Raw genomic sequence first — 17,762 nt, 5'->3', positions numbered from 1 at the left:
CATAACATAGGTTAGTCAAAATAAAAAAGAAAAGCTCCTCTAACCACTGGTTACAGGAAATATGTGAACATGCATGCTTCCATGATTATAGATATGACCCATGCCATTCAAAGGAACATCTACAACAGTAGAACCAGACCAACCGCCATTAATAACAGCAGTTCCTACCAAATCACCTGCACCTGCAGAAAGTAAAATCTTTTGGTTTACTCCAGGTTTTGTAACACTAATTTCTTTGAGTGTAACTCTTATGGTTTTTTCATTTACAGGATCCACATTAGTGACTTTTACTCCAACTACAGAAGACATTGCTTTGTAGTATGGTTCACAGTAATGTGGTGGCATATCTCCACTCATGTGACATTGTTGATGTACAGTTCCAGGCCCATAGAAAACACCATGTCTGCTAGGACCACCACCCATCATGTCTCCAGAACTATCACCACCATGACTCATTCCACCATCAGAGCTACCCATGCCACCCATTGCATCAGCTTGTGAAAAGTCATAGGATAGTGCAAATGCTCCAGATGTAAGCACTCCTGTTAGGATTCCAATCAAGAGTCCTTTACTAATATTCATTGAAAAAATAATGCGTGTTTTGGATATAACTAGAATACACAATTGTTAGTGTTGATTTTCACTTTTGAAAATCGTTTTAGGAAATTATCTATTTTTGTAATATAGTTTTGTGATGTAATAGTATCATGAAACTACGATTAAAGAATACAAATTTTTCAGAGAATATTGGATTCTATGCCAAGATTACAAGAAAATGTCTTGTTTGTGATAGTGCAAAGATTTTTTCAAATGAATTGGGAATATCATGTGACAATTGTGGTTCCTCACTAGATTTTGAATAAAACAGTTGTATGAGAATTTAAAAAATAAAAAAAGTGATGTTAGTAATCTAACACTACATCAACTTCGGATAGTATTTTTTGAATTTTAGGCATGTATGGATGAGGATCAACTTCTACACCACGTAGAAGATTATCTACATCAAAGCTTCCTATGCAATGTTCACATGCAATAACCCTACCACCATTGTTCAAAAATTCCTTTAGGGCTTCATGCTGAACTGTAAGGGCTGTAGGTCTGTCTTCATCTGCAATGCGAACGCCATCAACATCCAAGAAAACTATTACATCTTTTCCAGCACTTTGAAATGCCTTGGCATGTTGAATGCCCATCATAGATGAATGTACTTGGTGTTGACTGTTAGGATCTCCACTAGTGATATGAACAACATAGAGTCTATCATCATATCCAGTGCCTAATCCCATTCGTGTCCGTTCACCTTCTAGTCCTAATTCAGAAGAACTTTGAGCACCAATTAGGGCGTCTGCCTCATAATTTCCACCCTGGAATGATATTGCTGCAACAACCAAAAGAGTAGCCAATGCAGTTCCAGAAATGGAATATTTCAGAATTGATTTCATTGCAAACTAATAATAAAAAATTAATTAAAAATCAAACATACATTTTCCATTGATGGCTTTCAGATGTGGAAATCTAGATTGAAAATTATCTATTTTTGTAATATAGAATGTTACCGTAATTACATTATGAAAAGCCAACTAGCAAATCTAAATTTCTCAAATCAACGTAAAGTTCACCAAAGAAAAATAAGAATTTGTCTTCAATGCGGTAGCGGAAATACATGTGTAAATCAATATGGAATATTCTGTAAGAGTTGTGGATTTTTGTGGGAACTAAAATAAAATGACAGCAGTATGTAAAGGGATTTGTGACACACTGAAAAGTACTGGAATTGCAATGAAATTGAAATATCAAGAAGGGCAGAAACGATGTACTCTTTGTGAGGTGTTTATAGATTGTAAAGGAAATAGGTGCCCTTGTTGTCGCATCAGATTACGAACAAAATCAAGAAGCAGTCGCTCAAAACTCAAAAGAACAAACAGAAATTACCAATAAGCACTAGTTCCCATACCATCATTGTCTACGATTTGTACATCTAATGATTCTAAACCAAATATAACATAGATTGCCTTTAGTCTATTTTGATAAAGAAAGTATTTCTTTCCATCATCAGTAACAATAGAACCTGTAACTTTGAGAATTTTGCTTTCCTCAAGTTCTTTTACACGTCTGTATGCAGTAGTCATTGGAATATCACATTCCTTGACAATCTCTACAACAGATTTTGGTTTTTCTATGGTATAGTTCATGATTGTTCTAGAATAATCATCAGATAATGCTTTTAGAATTGCTTTTCTAAGATTAGAGTCCCTTGCTAGAATTTTAAAATCTGCCAATTACAGAAATTCAATTTGTCATAGCATATAATCTTGATTTAATAAAAAGAAAGAATTGAGGAATTTACATTCCTGATTGTGCTTGAATCATTGGATTCCATGCCTTCATTCCACCTTCCAATACCTGAAAGTCAACACCTTCTTGTGCAAGGGCATAGGTAGCAATTGTTGCTCTGTTTCCAGAACCACAGATGATTACCACTGGTTTATCAGTAGGAATTTCATCCATTCCACCTGGTTGAAATATTTGGGCAAGTGGGATATTTACTGCACCATCAATTTTTGATTCTAATAACTCATTAGGCTCTCTTACATCAAGTAAGAATATGTCCTCATTTGCATCAAGTTTTTGCATCAATTCTTTTGAATCAATCACTGTTTGAGAACGAGTCATAAGATCCCCATCCAAACTAATACCTCCATCAAGATAGAACGTCTGAATTCCCATCTCAGTCATGGCTTGAGCTGCTTGTTTTGCTTGAGTTCCATCATCATCAACTAAAACAAAATTGTATGTTGATGCAACTTCAGGCAATCTATTTTGGATTGTTTTTACTCTTTTTTCTAGAGTTGTAGAATCTAAAACATCATGAGATGCGCCATCAATATGACCTGACTGATACTGTTCTGCAGTTCTAATATCTATAACAAAAACACGTTCGCTGTTTTGCAGTAACACATCAACTGTATCTGCATTTACTGCAAATTTATCAACAGTGTCCTCTACAGTATTTGTCCCCAAAACTATTGCACCAGTTATTGCAATTCCAACAATTACAGATGCAATAATTCCAATATTTTTTGTTTGCATAAACAGAGAAAAACATGAATCATTATTATATTAAAACACATTTTTCATCAATAGTTTTCAAGTGTGGAAATCGTATTTTTGCAATATATGATTAAAATGAAAACTATATCCAATGAGTTTTACACATACGGTAAAAACACAAAAGAGCATTGATGAGGTAATAACTACTCTGACAGAAGATCTAAAAGAAATAGGATTTGGAGTGCTTGAGACTCTAGATTTTAAAAAGATTTTAGCAGATAAAGGACTGAAATTTGCAGATAATTACAGACTCATGGAGGTATGTAATCCCAACTTGGCAAAACAAGTTCTAGAGGCAAACCCAGACTTGGGATTATTATTGCCATGTACAATTGCAGTATATCAAAAAGATAATGAAAATTACATCAGTTTGGCAAGACCTACATCTTTACTTTCTATGGTATCAGAAAATAATCTCAAATTTTCAGGTGAAGAAATAGAAGACAACCTCATAAAAGTAATTGAAAAAGCAAAATAATTTTTAAAAAAAATAGAGTTATGGAATTACCACATCAACTCTATCTTGTAGTCTGTCATAGTATCCATTTAATTCCATTGCAGGAACATAAAATGTAGCAGATACTATATCGCCAACTTGTGCACTGCATTGAGGCACAACAACACTTACACCATACTGAGATTCTCCAACACAACCATGCTCAATAATTGCAAGCACAGTTACATCTTCAGTGACCTGTGTTGGAATAAAGTTCCATGGAGTGAGTGTGAAAACAAGAACTACTGCTAGTCCTGCTGCCATCAATGCAATAATTGCAAGTCGTGGCGGTTTCTTTTGTTTTTGTTCTAACATTTTCCTCATACTAATTAGGAAAAAATTAGTTATAATATCAAGAAACAATTTCCGTATGTGACAACCACATATGGAAATGGCCTTGGTTGTTAAATCAGCTAATGCCGTATATTACATGTGTGTTGATGTGCAGGTTCAAAAATCCTACCCCGATAAGTGTTCCAAGAAACTAAGTGGTTTTAGTATTACCACAACTGTATTGTTCGTCCTACTTTTCAGTATTGGAACGATACCTGCATCAGCACATACTTCTGTTGATATAGATAATATGCAAATTGATGTAGGGTGGAGTATAGAACCTCCTGTTGTAGGAATCAGAAATGATTTTGTCTTTAAAATTATTGAACATGGTGAAAAAGAAAACACCTACACAGGAATTACTAGTGCATTCAAAAATTTAGAAGCAACTGCAATGTATGGTGGAGCTATTAAAAAAATTAACATTAATTCTGACCCAAGACCAGGATACTATTTTTCACCTGTAATCCCAACTAAAACAGGGTCTATTGTAATTGATCTTAAAGGAAATATCAATGGAATTAATGTAGATGTTCAAATTCCAATTGAGGATGTAGAATCAACTGCAATTCTAGACTTTCCACAAAGAAACTCCCAGACATCAGATTCTGAAGTATCTGCCCTAAAAAATGCAATTTCGTCCTTACAAAGAGAAGTATCTTCTATCAAAGTGAATTCAGATGAAGGTTCCAGCATTGATGGAAATTATGATTTGGTGATTTTTAGCTTATCTATGGCTGTAGCAGGAGTGGTTTTGGCAATTGTTGCTATGACTAGAAGATACAATCATGTTGCTTTGGTTAATTGAGGCTAGAGTTGTCTAGTATTTTGGTATGATTTCCATACTTGAAATCCACTACTGAAAAATGTATTCTTGATTTTTAATCAAATTTGCACTAGTATATTCATGTCTGCAATAAAGAGACAACCAAATCAAGTAAAAAGTTCATCAGATAAGAAATCACTACTAGTTATTGGAGGAGTCATTGCAATAGCTTCAGTGGTTTTGTTTGCATATCTAATGTGGTATGTAGCACCAGAGGAGAATTTGGAAAGTGTCAAAATAGTAGCAGTTACAGAATCAGGATGTATTGGAGAGACCTATGATGGCTATGCAGTCAACATAGGAGCATGTGATGCATCTCCAGGAGAATGGGTTACTGCAGCAGTTGACCAAAAAGCCAAAGAAAGAGCAGCATTGATGAACCCAACAAGTTAATTTTTTCTTCTTTTTCTTATTTTTAGATTGAATCCACGTGGATTCATCCATATACCATTTTGGGGTTAAAAATGGACGCAGATAGGCAAAGATCAATCAAAAATTAATTCGCAACATCAAAATGAATTATTTCTGTAAACTGGTAAGATTTTTGATTATTTGCTTTATCTACAAGATTCATTTGAGTTAACCCCCATTTTCCTGGAGGAGAACCTTCTGGCAAGATCAAATCAATTTCATATTTTTTTAGATTATTAGGAATTCCATCAAAAAATAAGGTATAGAAATTTTCATGATAATGATAATTAAAATGATCAATACCTTGCGGATCACGTAAAGTGTAGCTTACCAACCCCAATCCAGATTTATCATCACTTGCAAAATACACAATATTGACATGAGTCTCACCATTTGGTGTCTGAGGATTTGTTGGAATTGCAGTTATGGTAATATCATTTACATCAAGATATGGGACAATGACATCAGGATTGTCAGTAGTTATCATAATAGAGTGATTTTCTTCAGAGAATTCTGTAAAATCTACACTTTGTTGATTTCCAGCCATGTCTTCCATTAGAAAATACATTACACTATACAGACCTGATTGGTTATATTCTGTTAATTCAAACTCTACATTACAAGTTTGTTTTAGATTATCAAATGTCCCCCATGAATCCATACTGTAACTCTCAAGGTCTTCATGTGCAATACGAACAAAACAATTTTTCATTTGACGGTTTTCATCTACTTGCCAAGAAACACTTAGAATTTCAATGGGCTTAGAATATTTAGAATTGTCTTTTGTTTTATCTAATTTCAAAGTGCTAAATACATAATTTGGAGGAATTACATCCTCATCGGAATTATTTACAAACAACTTCCAACCAAAATCATTTTGTCCTTCAAATCTTTGATTGCCATTTTGATCAGTAAGGACTATCTGATCAGTATACCAGAATCCATTTTTTGCATTCACATCAATTACTAACTGTCCACTTAGAACAGAACCCAGAGTTCCATCAACAGGATACAGATAAACATCCTCAAATGTACCAATCTCACTGAACAAACGAAGATATGCATGTTTTGCACCTTCAAATGAATTAGTTGCTTTAAGACCAATAGTAATTGTTACATTTTTGTTTTCATTTTCTTTACCATCCACTTGAATATCCACATTAGTTATCTTCCCAGGATAGATGTAATCAGGTGATAAATTATACACATCAAATGTTAGATCTTCACGAATTTGTGATATGTAGATACTTCCTTGCATAATTTTATCTCGAATAAATTCATATTTTTCCAATGAACTAGACTTTAGTTTATCAGGATTTGTAACAAAATATGCAATGCTTTCGGCCATATCCTCATCAGGATTTATTGCATGTGCGTATGAGCTTACAAATTCAGTTGTTTTACTAGTAGACCACCCTGAATCACTATTGTCTTCATACCAATTTCCAAGTAATATCCAATTATTTTTTAGTTGATCAGAAAATAGATGTTCCCACATAAAATGGGATTTTTCATGAATAATTAATCGATGTAGATAAGAATCATCTACACGAAATGCAGATTCCATAAATTCAATATAACCTGGATTTAAAAATGACCACGCTACAGCTGGTGCTTCAGGATATAATGGATGAGGTACGCCATCTGCTCGCCTGACTAAATATTGTAATTCATCTATTGAATGAAAGCCATCAGGCATCTCTTCAAACATGTTGATTATTTCTATTATTTCCCATGAATGAAATTGTTGAAAGCTGTTTTCAGATTCAACAGTTGTGTTTTGAGTTAATTTCTCATAATCAGGAATTACTGTAGAAACACCATATCTTTCATTGAGGATTTTCTCTATTGCATCTTTGTTGTTTCCACCTTCAGTTACAAAATTAACAAGAGCATGATGAAGTCTTTGGGAAAAATATTTTCCACGTTTATCTTCTATTTGAACAATTTTTGGGTTTGCATTTTCAAATGCATCCAAAGATATTGTTATAATTTGAACAGAATCATTATTTGTAATTCTAATATCATCATCAATATGTTGATCAGTTAAAATCCATTTGGAGAGATTCAAGTTTTGATTTTGATAATAATTTCTGCTTTCTTGAGGTATTTTCTTCATGGTCTCAAGTATTGCATAAGAGTGATCATCTTTCCATTTTAGATTTTCATCACTGAGTAAAACTCCATAATCATGTTGTAATTTTTGTGCAGTGGAAATATCAGGAATGATAACAACATCATCTAAAAATTTAATTCTCAATGGTTTGTTGATATGAGAACTATACTCATAGCCTGAAATTGTATCATCTTGTATCCAATGAAAAGCATAATCACTATCAAAATCATTGATTATGTTTTGATTAGAATCATCAATTACACTAATTGATGATAAATCGTGTATTGATTCACATTGCATTTGACACTCAGATAACAAATTAAATGGAACTGTTCCCCCACATCCACCCCAAATGAAATTATCACATGATAAAGTTTCAGAATTAAAATAATATTTTTCAAATGCAGCTTTACACAATCCAGGATCAGGTTCTACATTACAAGAATCTGTGTGATTAGTAAAAGGTTCAATCGGCATCATGCCCCATCCTCTCTCTACTAATTTTTCTGAAGTTGTGGGACTCACACAATTAGGCTTGTTATTTGATAATTTGAGAATTACAATATTCCCCATACTACATTCTTGTGAAAATGATTCTTGTATTCCAAAAAGTCCAAACAATAGCAATGGAATCACTACCCAAACCAGCCTCATAATCAAACGTTTTTGTGAGGAGATTCATAAATTGTTCTATGCCATTTTTAATCGACCTAACAAATGTTAGCACAATATTACTTTAAATGCAAAACAAGTCCCAATATTTTTGAAATGATTTTGTTAAATGAGAAAGATCAAAATGAATGATGACTGTAAAAATTGTCCACACTCAAAAGAGGATCATAAGCTGGCATTAGGTCGCATTGGTACAGGGGATTTTTTACCAGGTACATCAATGCCAAGTGGAAAATTGCAATCAAAAATATTGTGTACTAAATGTTCATGTAAAAACTACGTTCCAAAAGAAGTTTGAATACTAGTTAAACTGCTTATTGTTAAATGAAAATTTATGTTTGAAAATCATTTTTGAAAGTACTGACTCCGTAGAGGCCCATCTATTTGTTCATAGATAAAAAAGATTCAATTTAGTATCCACGGGGATTCACCTACTGTTTTGGGGACAAAATAAGACGCAATTAGGCTTAACATGTTATGCAGTTTACCAAATACTAATCATTTCCATATATCTAAAATTATGATACAAGATTGAACTTGAGGTTAGATTAAATACAAATTTTGCAAACAGAATTATGAAAAATATTATTGAAACAATTGTTGACTTTTTTACTTCACTACTCGGGTAAAGGAGTTATCATGACTAGTCCTGAATTATCAGGAACAAATCTTATCATGGAAATGTCTTCTCCCAAAACATTTCCTTTTGCATCTAATTCATCAGGAATCTGACCATCAACTGTCACTACCATTTTTGAAGTGACAAATTCATTTGGAACATACATTACAACATATTGCGGTCTGTCAATTTCAAATGAAATCAATCCTATCTCAGGGACAAATTGAAAATTCGATATTATTGCAGGACTTTGTATATCAATTACTTTAGATGTTCCTTTGACAAATTGGGGTTGGAATTTTTCTCTTTTATCTAATGTCAAAGAGTCTGTTTCATATTTTTCTGAATCTTGAATTTCTCCTTTTAACCCATCAATACAGTAATTTTGATCTTGTTTATTCTCAATTAATTCACATAACTTTGTGCCTTGTTTAAAATCATGATTAGTGAAAAATGCCAGAGTTCCTCCAATAGACATACTACATTCAGCATAATCAATAGTATTCAATTTGGATTTACTACAGAGATTGTTGATTACATCGGAAGTAATTCCTTGTCTTGTTAGAACATTATCCGTATATTGCATCATTACTCCTCTCACACACAATCTATTTTGATAAAATGACATATCATGACACAATTTCAAAGAAGAATCCAGGTCATCATCAAAATAATGTACCATGCCATGTCCTAATCCATGTACACAATCTTGATAGTTTGAAGAACCTATCAAATCATTGCACATAGAATCATAATCAGAAGGAAATTGTGCTCCATCTTCTTGAACATCATGAAAATATGCCGCTATTACCCCATGAAAATATCCTCCCCTACACATTGTTCCATCCATTCCAATTAGATTTTCAATAACATCTGGATTTTCATTAAAAGCTACGTGTCCTACTTCATGAGAAACAAAATGACAATCATCAATTAATCCAATTTTAGATAATGCTATTGACAATTCCAATGCATCAGAATTGTTTTCTTGATTCTCTGCAATCTTGCCAAAAAATTCAGAGTAACATACAAGACGCAATGTTCCATCATCCATATCTGCACATACACGTAGGTCTTGGAGATATTTTGTTGCCAGTTTTTCTGAAATAGGTAGAGGATCAGAGTCATCTACATCTAAAATTCCGTCATTATCATCGTCTGTGTCTTTGAATGAACCTATTCCATCAAAATCAAAGTCTGCCCAGTCTGTAGGATCAGTGTCAAACTGGTCAAGAGAATCAAAAATTCCGTCATTATCATCATCAATATCACATTCATCTCCTAGTTTGTCTGAATCAAAATCTGTCTGATCAGAATTAGTATTTCTTGGACAGTTATCAAGAGAATCAACTACTCCATCTCTGTCTCCATCAAATCCAGCTGGTTTTGCATTAGACACATCATCAAAATTTAGCAAGAGGAATGTAACTGACAAGCCAATTGCTATGACAATAGGAGTGATGAAGAATTTACTAATAATCAATTATTTTTTTTTTGAGATTTGAATATACTTGGTTTATGATACAAGATTGAACTTGAAAAAAATTAGGGTAGTTTTTCATAACAATCTAAAAAATAGGCAGGAATTAGATGAACCTAGCAGCCGAACAGTAAAGAAAAAATCACCTGCCAATTATGTTTCTAGTTACTGCCTAAAACATTCTATGATACAAGTCTAGATCTGAGAAAACAAAATTTATTAAAAAACTGTAATTATTTGTAGAATAGGTTAAATTCTTGATTTAGCAAGTGACAACATGCCAGAAATGCTAGAATCACCACAAGAAAAAATCTTAGAGTTTATAATTAACAATCCTAGTTCCCACCTAAGAAAGATTAAGAATAATTTGGGATTCTCAATGGGTACAATTCAATACCATCTCAACATTCTTGAGAAAGAAGGAAAAATAAAATCAGTCAAAACAAAGTTTTACAAAAATTATTACCACATTAGTGAATCTGATGATAAAGTGCTTTCTGTGTTTAATTTAGAATCTCCACGAAGTATTATCTTGTATTTGCTCCAACATGAACCATCCACACATCAAGATATAGCAAAAAGAATCGAATTATCATCTTCAACTGTTAGTTGGCACATGAAAAGATTATTGGAATTAAATATTGTAGAGTCAGAATATTCTGGCAAATACACGTTATACCGTCTTGTCAACAGAGAAAATGTATTAGAGAATCTTAGAAAATGCAAATCAACTACATGGAACTCTATAATTAACAACATGGTAGATGTCTTTTCAGCATTTGAACAGAAATAACATAGATCTGGAATGTTAGAATCATATCTACTAGTAATATCAGATATTTTTCTACAGCTTGACTACCTTAATCCATTTGATGATCCAGAAGATATTGTTACACAAGATGACATCATTGCAGGTTCTGTGACTATAGCTATTGCAGGATTATCCATATTTCTAACAATCATGGCAGTTTCGGCATATAGGAAAACAGGAGTTTCTCAATTAAAGTATATTGCACTAGCTTTTTCATTATTTACAATTTATTTGGGAACAGAAGCGTTACAAGAATTATTCACATTTGATGATGACTCTTTTGACTTGTTTTTGTCAATCATCATGATGTTTATTCTGATTAGTTTCTTTTTTGGAATTATGAGAAAAAAGAAAAACCAAGCTTAGAAACCATGTTGCTTTGTCTTAATTTTTGGACTCAGTCTAAGTGCAATATTGCAACAAGGGCATCGAAATCCTTTGACTCTTAAAAAAATACAGCAACAAGAACACCATTTGAAGCCATTTTCATAGCTTAGTTTGTTTGAATCCCCATCGAGTTTAAAATTCCCACATTTGTTATTACACATAAAAGCCATTTTTCTCAAACAAAATTCAGGTTATGAATTAATTATGAAAATTAATTCAAAAGTATCAGTTTTGATTCTCAATAATGTATCAACAAAAATATGTATTTAGAATTTTATGATACAAGATTGAACTTAATTATGCCTAATTGATTTTATTTCAAATTAACTTTACAAAAAAATTACCTATTTTTTATTTTTTAGTACAACCTTCGATCCGACTCTAGAAATTTCAAATCAAACGATCATTTTTTTGAATAATGTGAATTAACTTTATTTTTCTTAAATCAATTTCATGTACAAAATAACTTCGATAGTAATATTATCATGTATGATGGGATTTTTTCTGGTAAATCCAGCATGGGCAGTAGAAGATTACATGCTTACTGTCAGTAGTTCATCAGAGTATGAAGAAGGAGAATATTCAGTAATTGAAGGAGAAACAATAACACTGTATGAAAAACCTGTTTCTGAGGTTGTAATTCATGTGTACTTTCCCTCAGGGATTGTAAAAACTTTAACCAATTCCACAGGACAGTTTTCAGCAACATCTCCTGCACCTCTGGAGATTGGGGAACACGACATAACAGTTTATGCAAAAAAAGACAATAAATTCACAAACGCAGAAATGACATACCAAGTAATAGAAAGCAAAGCAAAGAAAATTCAGGAACCAGTGATAAAAACTCCAAAAACAACTGATAAAAAAATAGAGTTGGATCCGTTTTCAAAAATGATACAAGAGCTTGAAAAACAAAAGAATGACGAAGTAAAGAGAGAAACAATCATCAAAGATAATCACAAAATTGATGAGAAAAGAAGACTTGCTCAAGAAAATCTGCAAAATGACTTGAAAGAAGATGAAAAGCGAAATGAAGTCAATAGCCCTAGAAATGTTTTCTACAGATTCATACAGGAAGTAGACAGTTCATTTAGAGGAATATTCTGGCAACAATTCTTGTTTACAGAAAAGATTTCTCAGCAGGCACATGAGGCCAAAGAAGAGGCACTTAGAGACGGAAAATCCTCATTTGAGGCCATGAAAATCTTTCAGCAGGAAGCTGCTGTAACACAGAAAGAGGTCATGGACGTAAACAAGAATCTAAGTGTAAAATACGGTAACTCTACATCAGATGTCCAAAATCTGTTTGATGAGAATGGAAAACTTCCTAGAGAGGATTAACCTCACTATTTTTTAATTAATTATAGTGTAAAGTCTATTTCATTTTGAATATTTTCAAGTATTATCTGAATTCAAATTTTATGATTCAGTTTTGTATATGACTTGAAATGTGGTTGTGACATCATCTATACCATCATTAACTAATACAGTATAGATTCCAGGTGCCAAGTTTTCTGGAATCTGCCATACTTCAGAAAAAGCACCATCCTTTGTTACCTCAGGAAATAATTCAAAGGATTTCTCAGCAGACATTATCTGAATTATAGCTTGAGATTCTAAATCTATACCTGTTCCTGAAATGGTTACAAACTCTCCTTGCAGATATGGCTCTTCTTTATCTAGTTGTACTGTTAGGATTTTTTCTTCTCCTTTTACCTCAAAGGTTATTTCAGAAATTCTTTCACCATTGCTAACCTTAACTGTCCAGAATCCACTCTGTTTTCCAAGAGAAAGCTCTAATGGATATATGAATTTCCCATCATTATCAGTATAATATTCAATTTTATCAATGACTTCTCCAGTAGGATCAACCAATTCTATTAAAATCTGGGTATTATCTGAAGACTCTCCAATAAGAATAACTGTCTCTCCAATTTTGTAATAATTGTCATCCACTTGAATTTCAATAGGAGCAGTTCCTATACTCAATCCTACGGTAAATTCCTCAATTGTTTCTTCAGAAGCATGATTCAGTACCAAATAGTAATTTCCTTTTTTGTAACCTGAAAGATCTAGTAAATATTCAGCATGTCCTGTTTTGTCGAGCAGTACGGTATCCTCAGAACGTACATCATCACGTGAGTCAAAAACTGTCAATGAGATATTTTCGGAAATGGGTCCAAAAATTTCAATTGAGGCTTTAGAGTCATAATCAAAGTGGAATTTTTCAATAACAGCTGCAATTTCTCCTGTTGATTCTCCAATTTGCACAGGTACTATTTCAGAGTCATTTCCTTGTTTTAAAATCAAAAAGTATGTTCCTTGAGTAAAAGAATTATCGGTTTTTATTTCAAAATGTACTAGACCAGAATCATCAATCTCTAAAATGTCTGTGTAAACTTTATTCCCATCAGAATCTTCTAGTTCTACTTCAAGACTTGTGTTTGGCTTAGATTCACCTGTAAAAGCCATTGTAGCACCTAAAACATATGTATCACGTGCAGATTGCACTAAGATTTTTTCAGGAGAAATGTCTGTGCCTATTTGGATTTCATCTAATGAATCACCAGTGTCATTTTCTGAATCTCTAAGAATAGAATCTACAATTTCTGCCCTTTGTGAGTTAATCCATTTTTCTACAGAGGATAATTTTGCACATATTGCATCTCCATTGCTTCTGATCATTAACTGTAGTTCATTTTTACATTTTACATCTTCTGCAGACACTCCATTTGCCATTTGTTTTCTTGGAGAGTCTATGTCTCCTAGTGCCGTAGAAGAGATTAAATCAGTACACAATACTAAAAAAAGAAAAAGAAAAATCCGATTCATATGTTCTGACAAACTTTTCATAATTAAAACCCTTTTTACACAAAGATACTTTCCATTTGGGTATCAATGAATGAACAACCAAAGAATTTTTTCACTTCAGTTATGTTATTCTTTCTAGCTGGACTTTGTGAGATTGGTGGAGGATATCTAGTATGGCTTTGGTTACGTGAAGACTTTGGTTTTGTATTAGGTGCAGTTGGAGGGTTTGTGTTATTTTTGTATGGAATAGTTCCAACATTTCAGAAAACCCATTTTCATAGAGTCTACGCAGCTTATGGAGGTATCTTTATTGTAATGTCAATATTTTGGGGATGGTTAATTGATGGAGTAACCCCTGATAACTATGACATTATTGGAACAGTAATTGCAGTAATTGGAGTACTGATAATTTTCTATTATCCAAGAAAAGGAGAAAAAATTTGGTCGAAGTAGTATCAACTGTTGGCATATTCTTTTTTGCCGCACTACTAGAGATTGGCGGAGGATATCTAGTATGGAAATGGCTTCGTGATCATAAAGGAAAAGTTTTGGGTTTGATTGGAGGATTGGTTTTGTTTTCTTATGGAATTGTAATGACTCTACAGCCTGCAGATTTTGGTAAAGTCTATGCAACGTATGGGGGAATTTTTGTGGTGTCTTCAATAATTTGGGGGTATTGGGCAGATAAGAAAAAGCCAGATAGGTTTGAGATCATAGGTTCCATAATTGTTTTGATTGGAGTTGCAATCATGTTCTATTGGCCACGTTAGTTGAATGTAGAATCTATAGAGACTTAAACTAAAAATAATAACATAAGGAATTTACATGGGCCCACGGGGACTCAGCTACTGTTTTGGGGTCAAAAATGGACGCAGACAGCTTATGCCAAATACTGTTTACCGAGTATTATCCTGAATTAGAATAAAGAAAAAAGAAAGGAGGTTATTCTCCACAGGTACAATTTGGTCCACACATACATGGTCCGGCTTCACCAGAACAGATACATGCTCCACCTTGATCACATGAACATCCTTCTGCACATTGGCAGGGTTCATCTGTACTACATGTACAATCTGGTCCACACATACATGGTCCTTCTTCACCAGAACATGTGCATGTACCATCTACACCACAATTACAATCGCCAGCACAATCACATGTTGTGCCATGAGATCTCTTCTCATGTACTGTTGTATCACTGCCTTCCATTGTTACGATAGAGAAGGTGATACTAAATGGTTCAGTGCTGAATGTGTGAGCTGCCAATGCATTGCCTGTAAACATCCACGTTCCCATCTTGTTTTGTTGGTCAACAAGTGTTAGTGCAAACTTTGTCTTTCCATCTGGAGTCCAGATAGTCTGTCCCATTACTTCATCATCAGTTAATGGTCCATGAAGTGCAACAAGTTGAACGTTTTCAGATGCAGAGTAGGTCAGCAATCCAGCATATGTGTTTGAATTTGGGGGCAATAGCACTGCAAGCTGATGTTGTTCATGACCGAGTCCTGGATCAGTTTCTGATTGCATTGTTCCTGAATATGCTGTCATCATATGACCTTCCATTCCAGAATGATCACCAGTCATACCACAATGTTCACATGTTCCATCAGAACCATGTCCTGAACAATTACAACCAACACCACATGTGCATGCACCTGTTTCACCGCATGAGCAGTCTTCCATAGTGCATGTACAACCTGTGCCACAAGTGCATGTTCCATCTTCACTGCAATTGCATTGTTCACCATGGGAACCATGTTTCATGGAATCAGATTCTTGATATTGGAACTTGGCAAGATCTTGTTTTTCAAGATTTTTGTTTTCTAATCCATAATCAGGAATCACCGGGTGAACAATGCCTTGTTCTTCTTCCCAAGCTGCTCGGCCACCAGGAATTTCTGAACACAATCGATCACCGCAGATCATTCCTTTGGTCTTTATACCATAAGATGAAGTTGATACACCTTGTCCTTTCATTGCATCGGCATATTGTACTGAAACTGATGCTGAGATTACACCAGTCATTAAAATTGTTGTAGCAAATAGTACCGCTAGGGCTGTTAATTTCATTAAAAATAAAAATACTTTTTCATATAAAAGGGAATAATATCATTTTCATAATTGATTTAATGGTACAACTATGAAATAATTTTCAATTATGAAAAGTATGGTTTTATTTTTTAACACTAAGATGCATAAACCAATTATGAAATATTTTACAATTATTATTGGCTTAATGATAATTTTCTCAGTTCAAGGTGCATTTGCACAAGAAATTCCATTATGGGTTAAGAATTCTGCTCAATGGTGGGCCGAAGATTCTATCACAGACACAGATTTTGTAAAAGGGATTGAGTTTTTGGTAAATGAAAAAATTATCAAAGTCAAAACAGACTCTTCAGAAAACAAAAAATCAGATAAAATTCCCACATGGGTTAAAAATAATGCAGGATGGTGGGCAGATGGAACCATCGAAGATGCAGATTTTCTTAATGGAATTCAATATCTAGTTTCAAATGGAATTATCTCAGTAAACCAGAAAACAGCAAATGAAAAACTAGTCATTGGAGGATTTGATTTGAGCAATGCAGGCCCATTTGAAGGAAAAGCAGATGCATTATTTACAATCATAATGTTCAGTGACCATCAGTGTGAGAGATGTGTGAATTGGTTGTCTCATGAAAAAGAAATAATCAATAAAAAACTAATTGATTCAGGAGTTGCAAAATTCTTTGTACTTGATTATCCTATGTTAGGAGAAGATTCAGTTTCTGCTGCTGAAGCAAGTTATTGTGCTTTAGAACAAGGGAATTATTTTGAATATATTGACATTCTTCACAAAAGATATGCAGGAGTCCAGAATGGATGGGCAAGCATAGATGCACTTACAGGATATGCTAAAGGATTAGATTTGAATTTTGATGAGTTCGATAACTGTCTTTTCTGGGATCAACAAGCATTAAGAGTTGATTATAATAAAAAAGTTGCATTGTCCCACGGAGTTGTTGGAACACCAACATTTTTTGTTGTGGGACCAGATGGTCAAACTGAAAAAATTATTGGTGCCCAACCATCAATGATTTTTGATGCAGTGGTAAAGGAGATGAGTTGAGTTTTCTTTTTTAGAAAAACATGAATTAGCTATAAAGGTAGTATTTTCAAATTTCAGATATCTTGCGTTGTTTGCAATATTTTTTGTAGGTTTGTTTTTACCGCTGATTTATGTGACTGAATATTTATTCTTTGAACCATATCTTTTGTTTTATGTTGCAGAATATGAGATTCTCAATTTCTTGTCAATTGTTGTAATTTGTATTTTAACAGGAATCGTTCTCAGCATGTCAATTTTTAGGATTAGATTTTTGCAAGCTAGTACAAAAAAATTGCGTTCAGGACTTCTAGGTTCTATTATTGGCGCTGGCGCTGGTGCTTGTTGTGGAGGAATTGGAGTTGCTTTAATCTCGATTTTTGGTGCAGTTGGAGGAGTAGCAACATCAGTTCTTACAAATTTTGAGGTTCCTCTCAGAATAGTTTCAATTGCAATACTTGTCTTTACTTATTTTATGATAGTAAAGGATCTGAACAAAGAATGCAAAGTAAAATTTGATAAATTTAGAGATTAGAGGATTTAAGAAATAGCACAAGCTCAATTCCTAGAGATTGACTGTTAATAGTAACAATCAAGGACT

21 protein-coding genes are annotated in these 17,762 nt (G+C 33.5%); 12 read left to right on the top strand and 9 right to left on the bottom strand.

Going from position 1 to position 17,762, the window contains the following annotated elements; translation table 11 throughout:
- Positions 1 to 39: 39 nt before the first annotated feature.
- Positions 40 to 582, bottom strand: a complete 543-nt coding sequence (locus C6989_RS03510; protein WP_182126366.1) for a hypothetical protein — start codon at positions 580 to 582, stop codon at positions 40 to 42.
- 125 nt (positions 583 to 707) lie between these two features.
- Between C6989_RS03510 and C6989_RS03505 the strand changes: the two genes are divergently transcribed.
- The gene (locus tag C6989_RS03505) at positions 708 to 863 is read left to right on the top strand and encodes a hypothetical protein (RefSeq protein WP_182126365.1); all 156 of its coding nucleotides are present in this window, start codon (positions 708 to 710) and stop codon (positions 861 to 863) included.
- 39 nt (positions 864 to 902) lie between these two features.
- Here C6989_RS03505 and C6989_RS03500 read toward each other — a convergent pair whose 3' ends face one another.
- The 3 genes from C6989_RS03500 to C6989_RS03490 all read right to left on the bottom strand — a co-directional run bounded on the left by C6989_RS03500 (position 903) and on the right by C6989_RS03490 (position 3,090).
- Positions 903 to 1,442: a DsrE family protein gene (locus tag C6989_RS03500; protein WP_182126364.1), complete on the bottom strand. Its 540-nt coding sequence runs from the start codon at positions 1,440 to 1,442 to the stop codon at positions 903 to 905.
- Between the two features lie 486 nt (positions 1,443 to 1,928).
- Entirely contained in the window at positions 1,929 to 2,279 is a 351-nt protein-coding gene (locus tag C6989_RS03495) for a winged helix-turn-helix domain-containing protein (RefSeq protein WP_148702749.1), read from the bottom strand.
- Between the two features lie 64 nt (positions 2,280 to 2,343).
- Positions 2,344 to 3,090: a rhodanese-like domain-containing protein gene (locus C6989_RS03490; RefSeq protein ID WP_148702748.1), complete on the bottom strand. Its 747-nt coding sequence runs from the start codon at positions 3,088 to 3,090 to the stop codon at positions 2,344 to 2,346.
- Between the two features lie 112 nt (positions 3,091 to 3,202).
- Here C6989_RS03490 and C6989_RS03485 point away from each other — a divergent pair, with 112 nt between their 5' ends.
- Positions 3,203 to 3,589: a DUF302 domain-containing protein gene (locus C6989_RS03485; RefSeq protein ID WP_148702747.1), complete on the top strand. Its 387-nt coding sequence runs from the start codon at positions 3,203 to 3,205 to the stop codon at positions 3,587 to 3,589.
- An 18-nt stretch (positions 3,590 to 3,607) separates the two neighbouring features.
- Here the strand turns inward: C6989_RS03485 and C6989_RS03480 are convergent, their stop codons facing one another.
- Positions 3,608 to 3,922 carry a hypothetical protein gene (locus C6989_RS03480; protein WP_148702746.1) on the bottom strand — a complete coding sequence of 105 codons (315 nt, stop codon included), beginning with the start codon at positions 3,920 to 3,922 and terminating at the stop codon, positions 3,608 to 3,610.
- Between the two features lie 76 nt (positions 3,923 to 3,998).
- On the opposite strand from C6989_RS03480, the gene C6989_RS03475 reads away from it, so the two are divergent.
- Together C6989_RS03475 and C6989_RS10180 are read left to right on the top strand one after the other, a co-directional pair.
- Positions 3,999 to 4,748, top strand: a complete 750-nt coding sequence (locus tag C6989_RS03475; RefSeq protein WP_342751984.1) for a hypothetical protein — start codon at positions 3,999 to 4,001, stop codon at positions 4,746 to 4,748.
- 99 nt (positions 4,749 to 4,847) lie between these two features.
- Entirely contained in the window at positions 4,848 to 5,159 is a 312-nt protein-coding gene (locus C6989_RS10180) for a hypothetical protein (RefSeq protein WP_237087706.1), read from the top strand.
- A 103-nt stretch (positions 5,160 to 5,262) separates the two neighbouring features.
- On the opposite strand, the gene C6989_RS03465 is transcribed toward C6989_RS10180, so the two are convergent.
- Positions 5,263 to 7,929, bottom strand: coding sequence for a BPTI/Kunitz domain-containing protein (locus C6989_RS03465; protein ID WP_182126363.1), 2,667 nt, complete (start codon positions 7,927 to 7,929; stop codon positions 5,263 to 5,265).
- Positions 7,930 to 8,089: 160 nt separating this feature from the next.
- Between C6989_RS03465 and C6989_RS03460 the strand changes: the two genes are divergently transcribed.
- A complete protein-coding gene (locus C6989_RS03460) occupies positions 8,090 to 8,263 on the top strand; it encodes a hypothetical protein (RefSeq protein ID WP_160272840.1) in 174 nt (57 codons plus the stop codon).
- 319 nt (positions 8,264 to 8,582) lie between these two features.
- Here the strand turns inward: C6989_RS03460 and C6989_RS03455 are convergent, their stop codons facing one another.
- The gene (locus C6989_RS03455; RefSeq protein ID WP_255464625.1) at positions 8,583 to 10,067 is read right to left on the bottom strand and encodes a thrombospondin type 3 repeat-containing protein; all 1,485 of its coding nucleotides are present in this window, start codon (positions 10,065 to 10,067) and stop codon (positions 8,583 to 8,585) included.
- A gap of 274 nt (positions 10,068 to 10,341) precedes the next feature.
- Between C6989_RS03455 and C6989_RS03450 the strand changes: the two genes are divergently transcribed.
- The 3 genes from C6989_RS03450 (at position 10,342) to C6989_RS03440 (ending at position 12,603) form a co-directional block, all read left to right on the top strand.
- Complete coding sequence (locus C6989_RS03450; protein ID WP_148702744.1) at positions 10,342 to 10,857, top strand: winged helix-turn-helix transcriptional regulator; 516 nt, start codon at positions 10,342 to 10,344, stop codon at positions 10,855 to 10,857.
- A 12-nt stretch (positions 10,858 to 10,869) separates the two neighbouring features.
- The gene (locus C6989_RS03445) at positions 10,870 to 11,241 is read left to right on the top strand and encodes a hypothetical protein (protein ID WP_148702743.1); all 372 of its coding nucleotides are present in this window, start codon (positions 10,870 to 10,872) and stop codon (positions 11,239 to 11,241) included.
- Between the two features lie 510 nt (positions 11,242 to 11,751).
- Positions 11,752 to 12,603: a hypothetical protein gene (locus C6989_RS03440; RefSeq protein WP_182126362.1), complete on the top strand. Its 852-nt coding sequence runs from the start codon at positions 11,752 to 11,754 to the stop codon at positions 12,601 to 12,603.
- 78 nt (positions 12,604 to 12,681) lie between these two features.
- Here the strand turns inward: C6989_RS03440 and C6989_RS03435 are convergent, their stop codons facing one another.
- Positions 12,682 to 14,094, bottom strand: a complete 1,413-nt coding sequence (locus C6989_RS03435; RefSeq protein ID WP_182126361.1) for a hypothetical protein — start codon at positions 14,092 to 14,094, stop codon at positions 12,682 to 12,684.
- A 66-nt stretch (positions 14,095 to 14,160) separates the two neighbouring features.
- Between C6989_RS03435 and C6989_RS03430 the strand changes: the two genes are divergently transcribed.
- Positions 14,161 to 14,526, top strand: coding sequence for a YnfA family protein (locus C6989_RS03430; RefSeq protein WP_182126360.1), 366 nt, complete (start codon positions 14,161 to 14,163; stop codon positions 14,524 to 14,526).
- Complete coding sequence (locus C6989_RS03425) at positions 14,514 to 14,843, top strand: YnfA family protein (RefSeq protein ID WP_182126359.1); 330 nt, start codon at positions 14,514 to 14,516, stop codon at positions 14,841 to 14,843. The genes C6989_RS03430 and C6989_RS03425 overlap by 13 nt, the downstream gene beginning before the upstream one ends.
- A 172-nt stretch (positions 14,844 to 15,015) precedes the next feature.
- On the opposite strand, the gene C6989_RS03420 is transcribed toward C6989_RS03425, so the two are convergent.
- Positions 15,016 to 16,143, bottom strand: a complete 1,128-nt coding sequence (locus C6989_RS03420; protein ID WP_182126358.1) for a hypothetical protein — start codon at positions 16,141 to 16,143, stop codon at positions 15,016 to 15,018.
- 136 nt (positions 16,144 to 16,279) lie between these two features.
- Here C6989_RS03420 and C6989_RS03415 point away from each other — a divergent pair, with 136 nt between their 5' ends.
- Both C6989_RS03415 and C6989_RS03410 read left to right on the top strand, forming a co-directional pair.
- The gene (locus C6989_RS03415) at positions 16,280 to 17,185 is read left to right on the top strand and encodes a DsbA family protein (RefSeq protein ID WP_220462857.1); all 906 of its coding nucleotides are present in this window, start codon (positions 16,280 to 16,282) and stop codon (positions 17,183 to 17,185) included.
- Positions 17,186 to 17,297: 112 nt separating this feature from the next.
- Positions 17,298 to 17,696 (top strand): hypothetical protein, encoded by a 399-nt coding sequence (locus C6989_RS03410; RefSeq protein ID WP_182126356.1) that lies wholly within the window; start codon positions 17,298 to 17,300, stop codon positions 17,694 to 17,696.
- Positions 17,697 to 17,762: the final 66 nt, after the last annotated feature.

Origin of the sequence: Nitrosopumilus sp. b2 (genome assembly GCF_014078535.1) — an archaeon.
GTDB classification, from domain to species: domain Archaea; phylum Thermoproteota; class Nitrososphaeria; order Nitrososphaerales; family Nitrosopumilaceae; genus Nitrosopumilus; species Nitrosopumilus piranensis.
Note: the sequence above shows the minus strand (reverse complement) of the source record. Positions and strands in the feature narration are given on the sequence as shown.

What these genes read in the sequence shown, in the direction of transcription:
- C6989_RS03510 (WP_182126366.1), bottom strand. Translation starts at nt 582, where the DNA reads ATGAATATTAGTAAAGGACTCTTGATTGGAATCCTAACAGGAGTGCTT.
- C6989_RS03505 (WP_182126365.1), top strand. Translation starts at nt 708, where the DNA reads ATGAAACTACGATTAAAGAATACAAATTTTTCAGAGAATATTGGATTC.
- C6989_RS03500 (WP_182126364.1), bottom strand. Translation starts at nt 1,442, where the DNA reads ATGAAATCAATTCTGAAATATTCCATTTCTGGAACTGCATTGGCTACT.
- C6989_RS03490 (WP_148702748.1), bottom strand. Translation starts at nt 3,090, where the DNA reads ATGCAAACAAAAAATATTGGAATTATTGCATCTGTAATTGTTGGAATT.
- C6989_RS03485 (WP_148702747.1), top strand. Translation starts at nt 3,203, where the DNA reads ATGAGTTTTACACATACGGTAAAAACACAAAAGAGCATTGATGAGGTA.
- C6989_RS03480 (WP_148702746.1), bottom strand. Translation starts at nt 3,922, where the DNA reads ATGTTAGAACAAAAACAAAAGAAACCGCCACGACTTGCAATTATTGCA.
- C6989_RS03475 (WP_342751984.1), top strand. Translation starts at nt 3,999, where the DNA reads ATGGCCTTGGTTGTTAAATCAGCTAATGCCGTATATTACATGTGTGTT.
- C6989_RS10180 (WP_237087706.1), top strand. Translation starts at nt 4,848, where the DNA reads ATGTCTGCAATAAAGAGACAACCAAATCAAGTAAAAAGTTCATCAGAT.
- C6989_RS03460 (WP_160272840.1), top strand. Translation starts at nt 8,090, where the DNA reads ATGAATGATGACTGTAAAAATTGTCCACACTCAAAAGAGGATCATAAG.
- C6989_RS03450 (WP_148702744.1), top strand. Translation starts at nt 10,342, where the DNA reads ATGCCAGAAATGCTAGAATCACCACAAGAAAAAATCTTAGAGTTTATA.
- C6989_RS03445 (WP_148702743.1), top strand. Translation starts at nt 10,870, where the DNA reads ATGTTAGAATCATATCTACTAGTAATATCAGATATTTTTCTACAGCTT.
- C6989_RS03440 (WP_182126362.1), top strand. Translation starts at nt 11,752, where the DNA reads ATGATGGGATTTTTTCTGGTAAATCCAGCATGGGCAGTAGAAGATTAC.
- C6989_RS03435 (WP_182126361.1), bottom strand. Translation starts at nt 14,094, where the DNA reads ATGAATCGGATTTTTCTTTTTCTTTTTTTAGTATTGTGTACTGATTTA.
- C6989_RS03430 (WP_182126360.1), top strand. Translation starts at nt 14,161, where the DNA reads ATGAATGAACAACCAAAGAATTTTTTCACTTCAGTTATGTTATTCTTT.
- C6989_RS03420 (WP_182126358.1), bottom strand. Translation starts at nt 16,143, where the DNA reads ATGAAATTAACAGCCCTAGCGGTACTATTTGCTACAACAATTTTAATG.
- C6989_RS03415 (WP_220462857.1), top strand. Translation starts at nt 16,280, where the DNA reads ATGAAATATTTTACAATTATTATTGGCTTAATGATAATTTTCTCAGTT.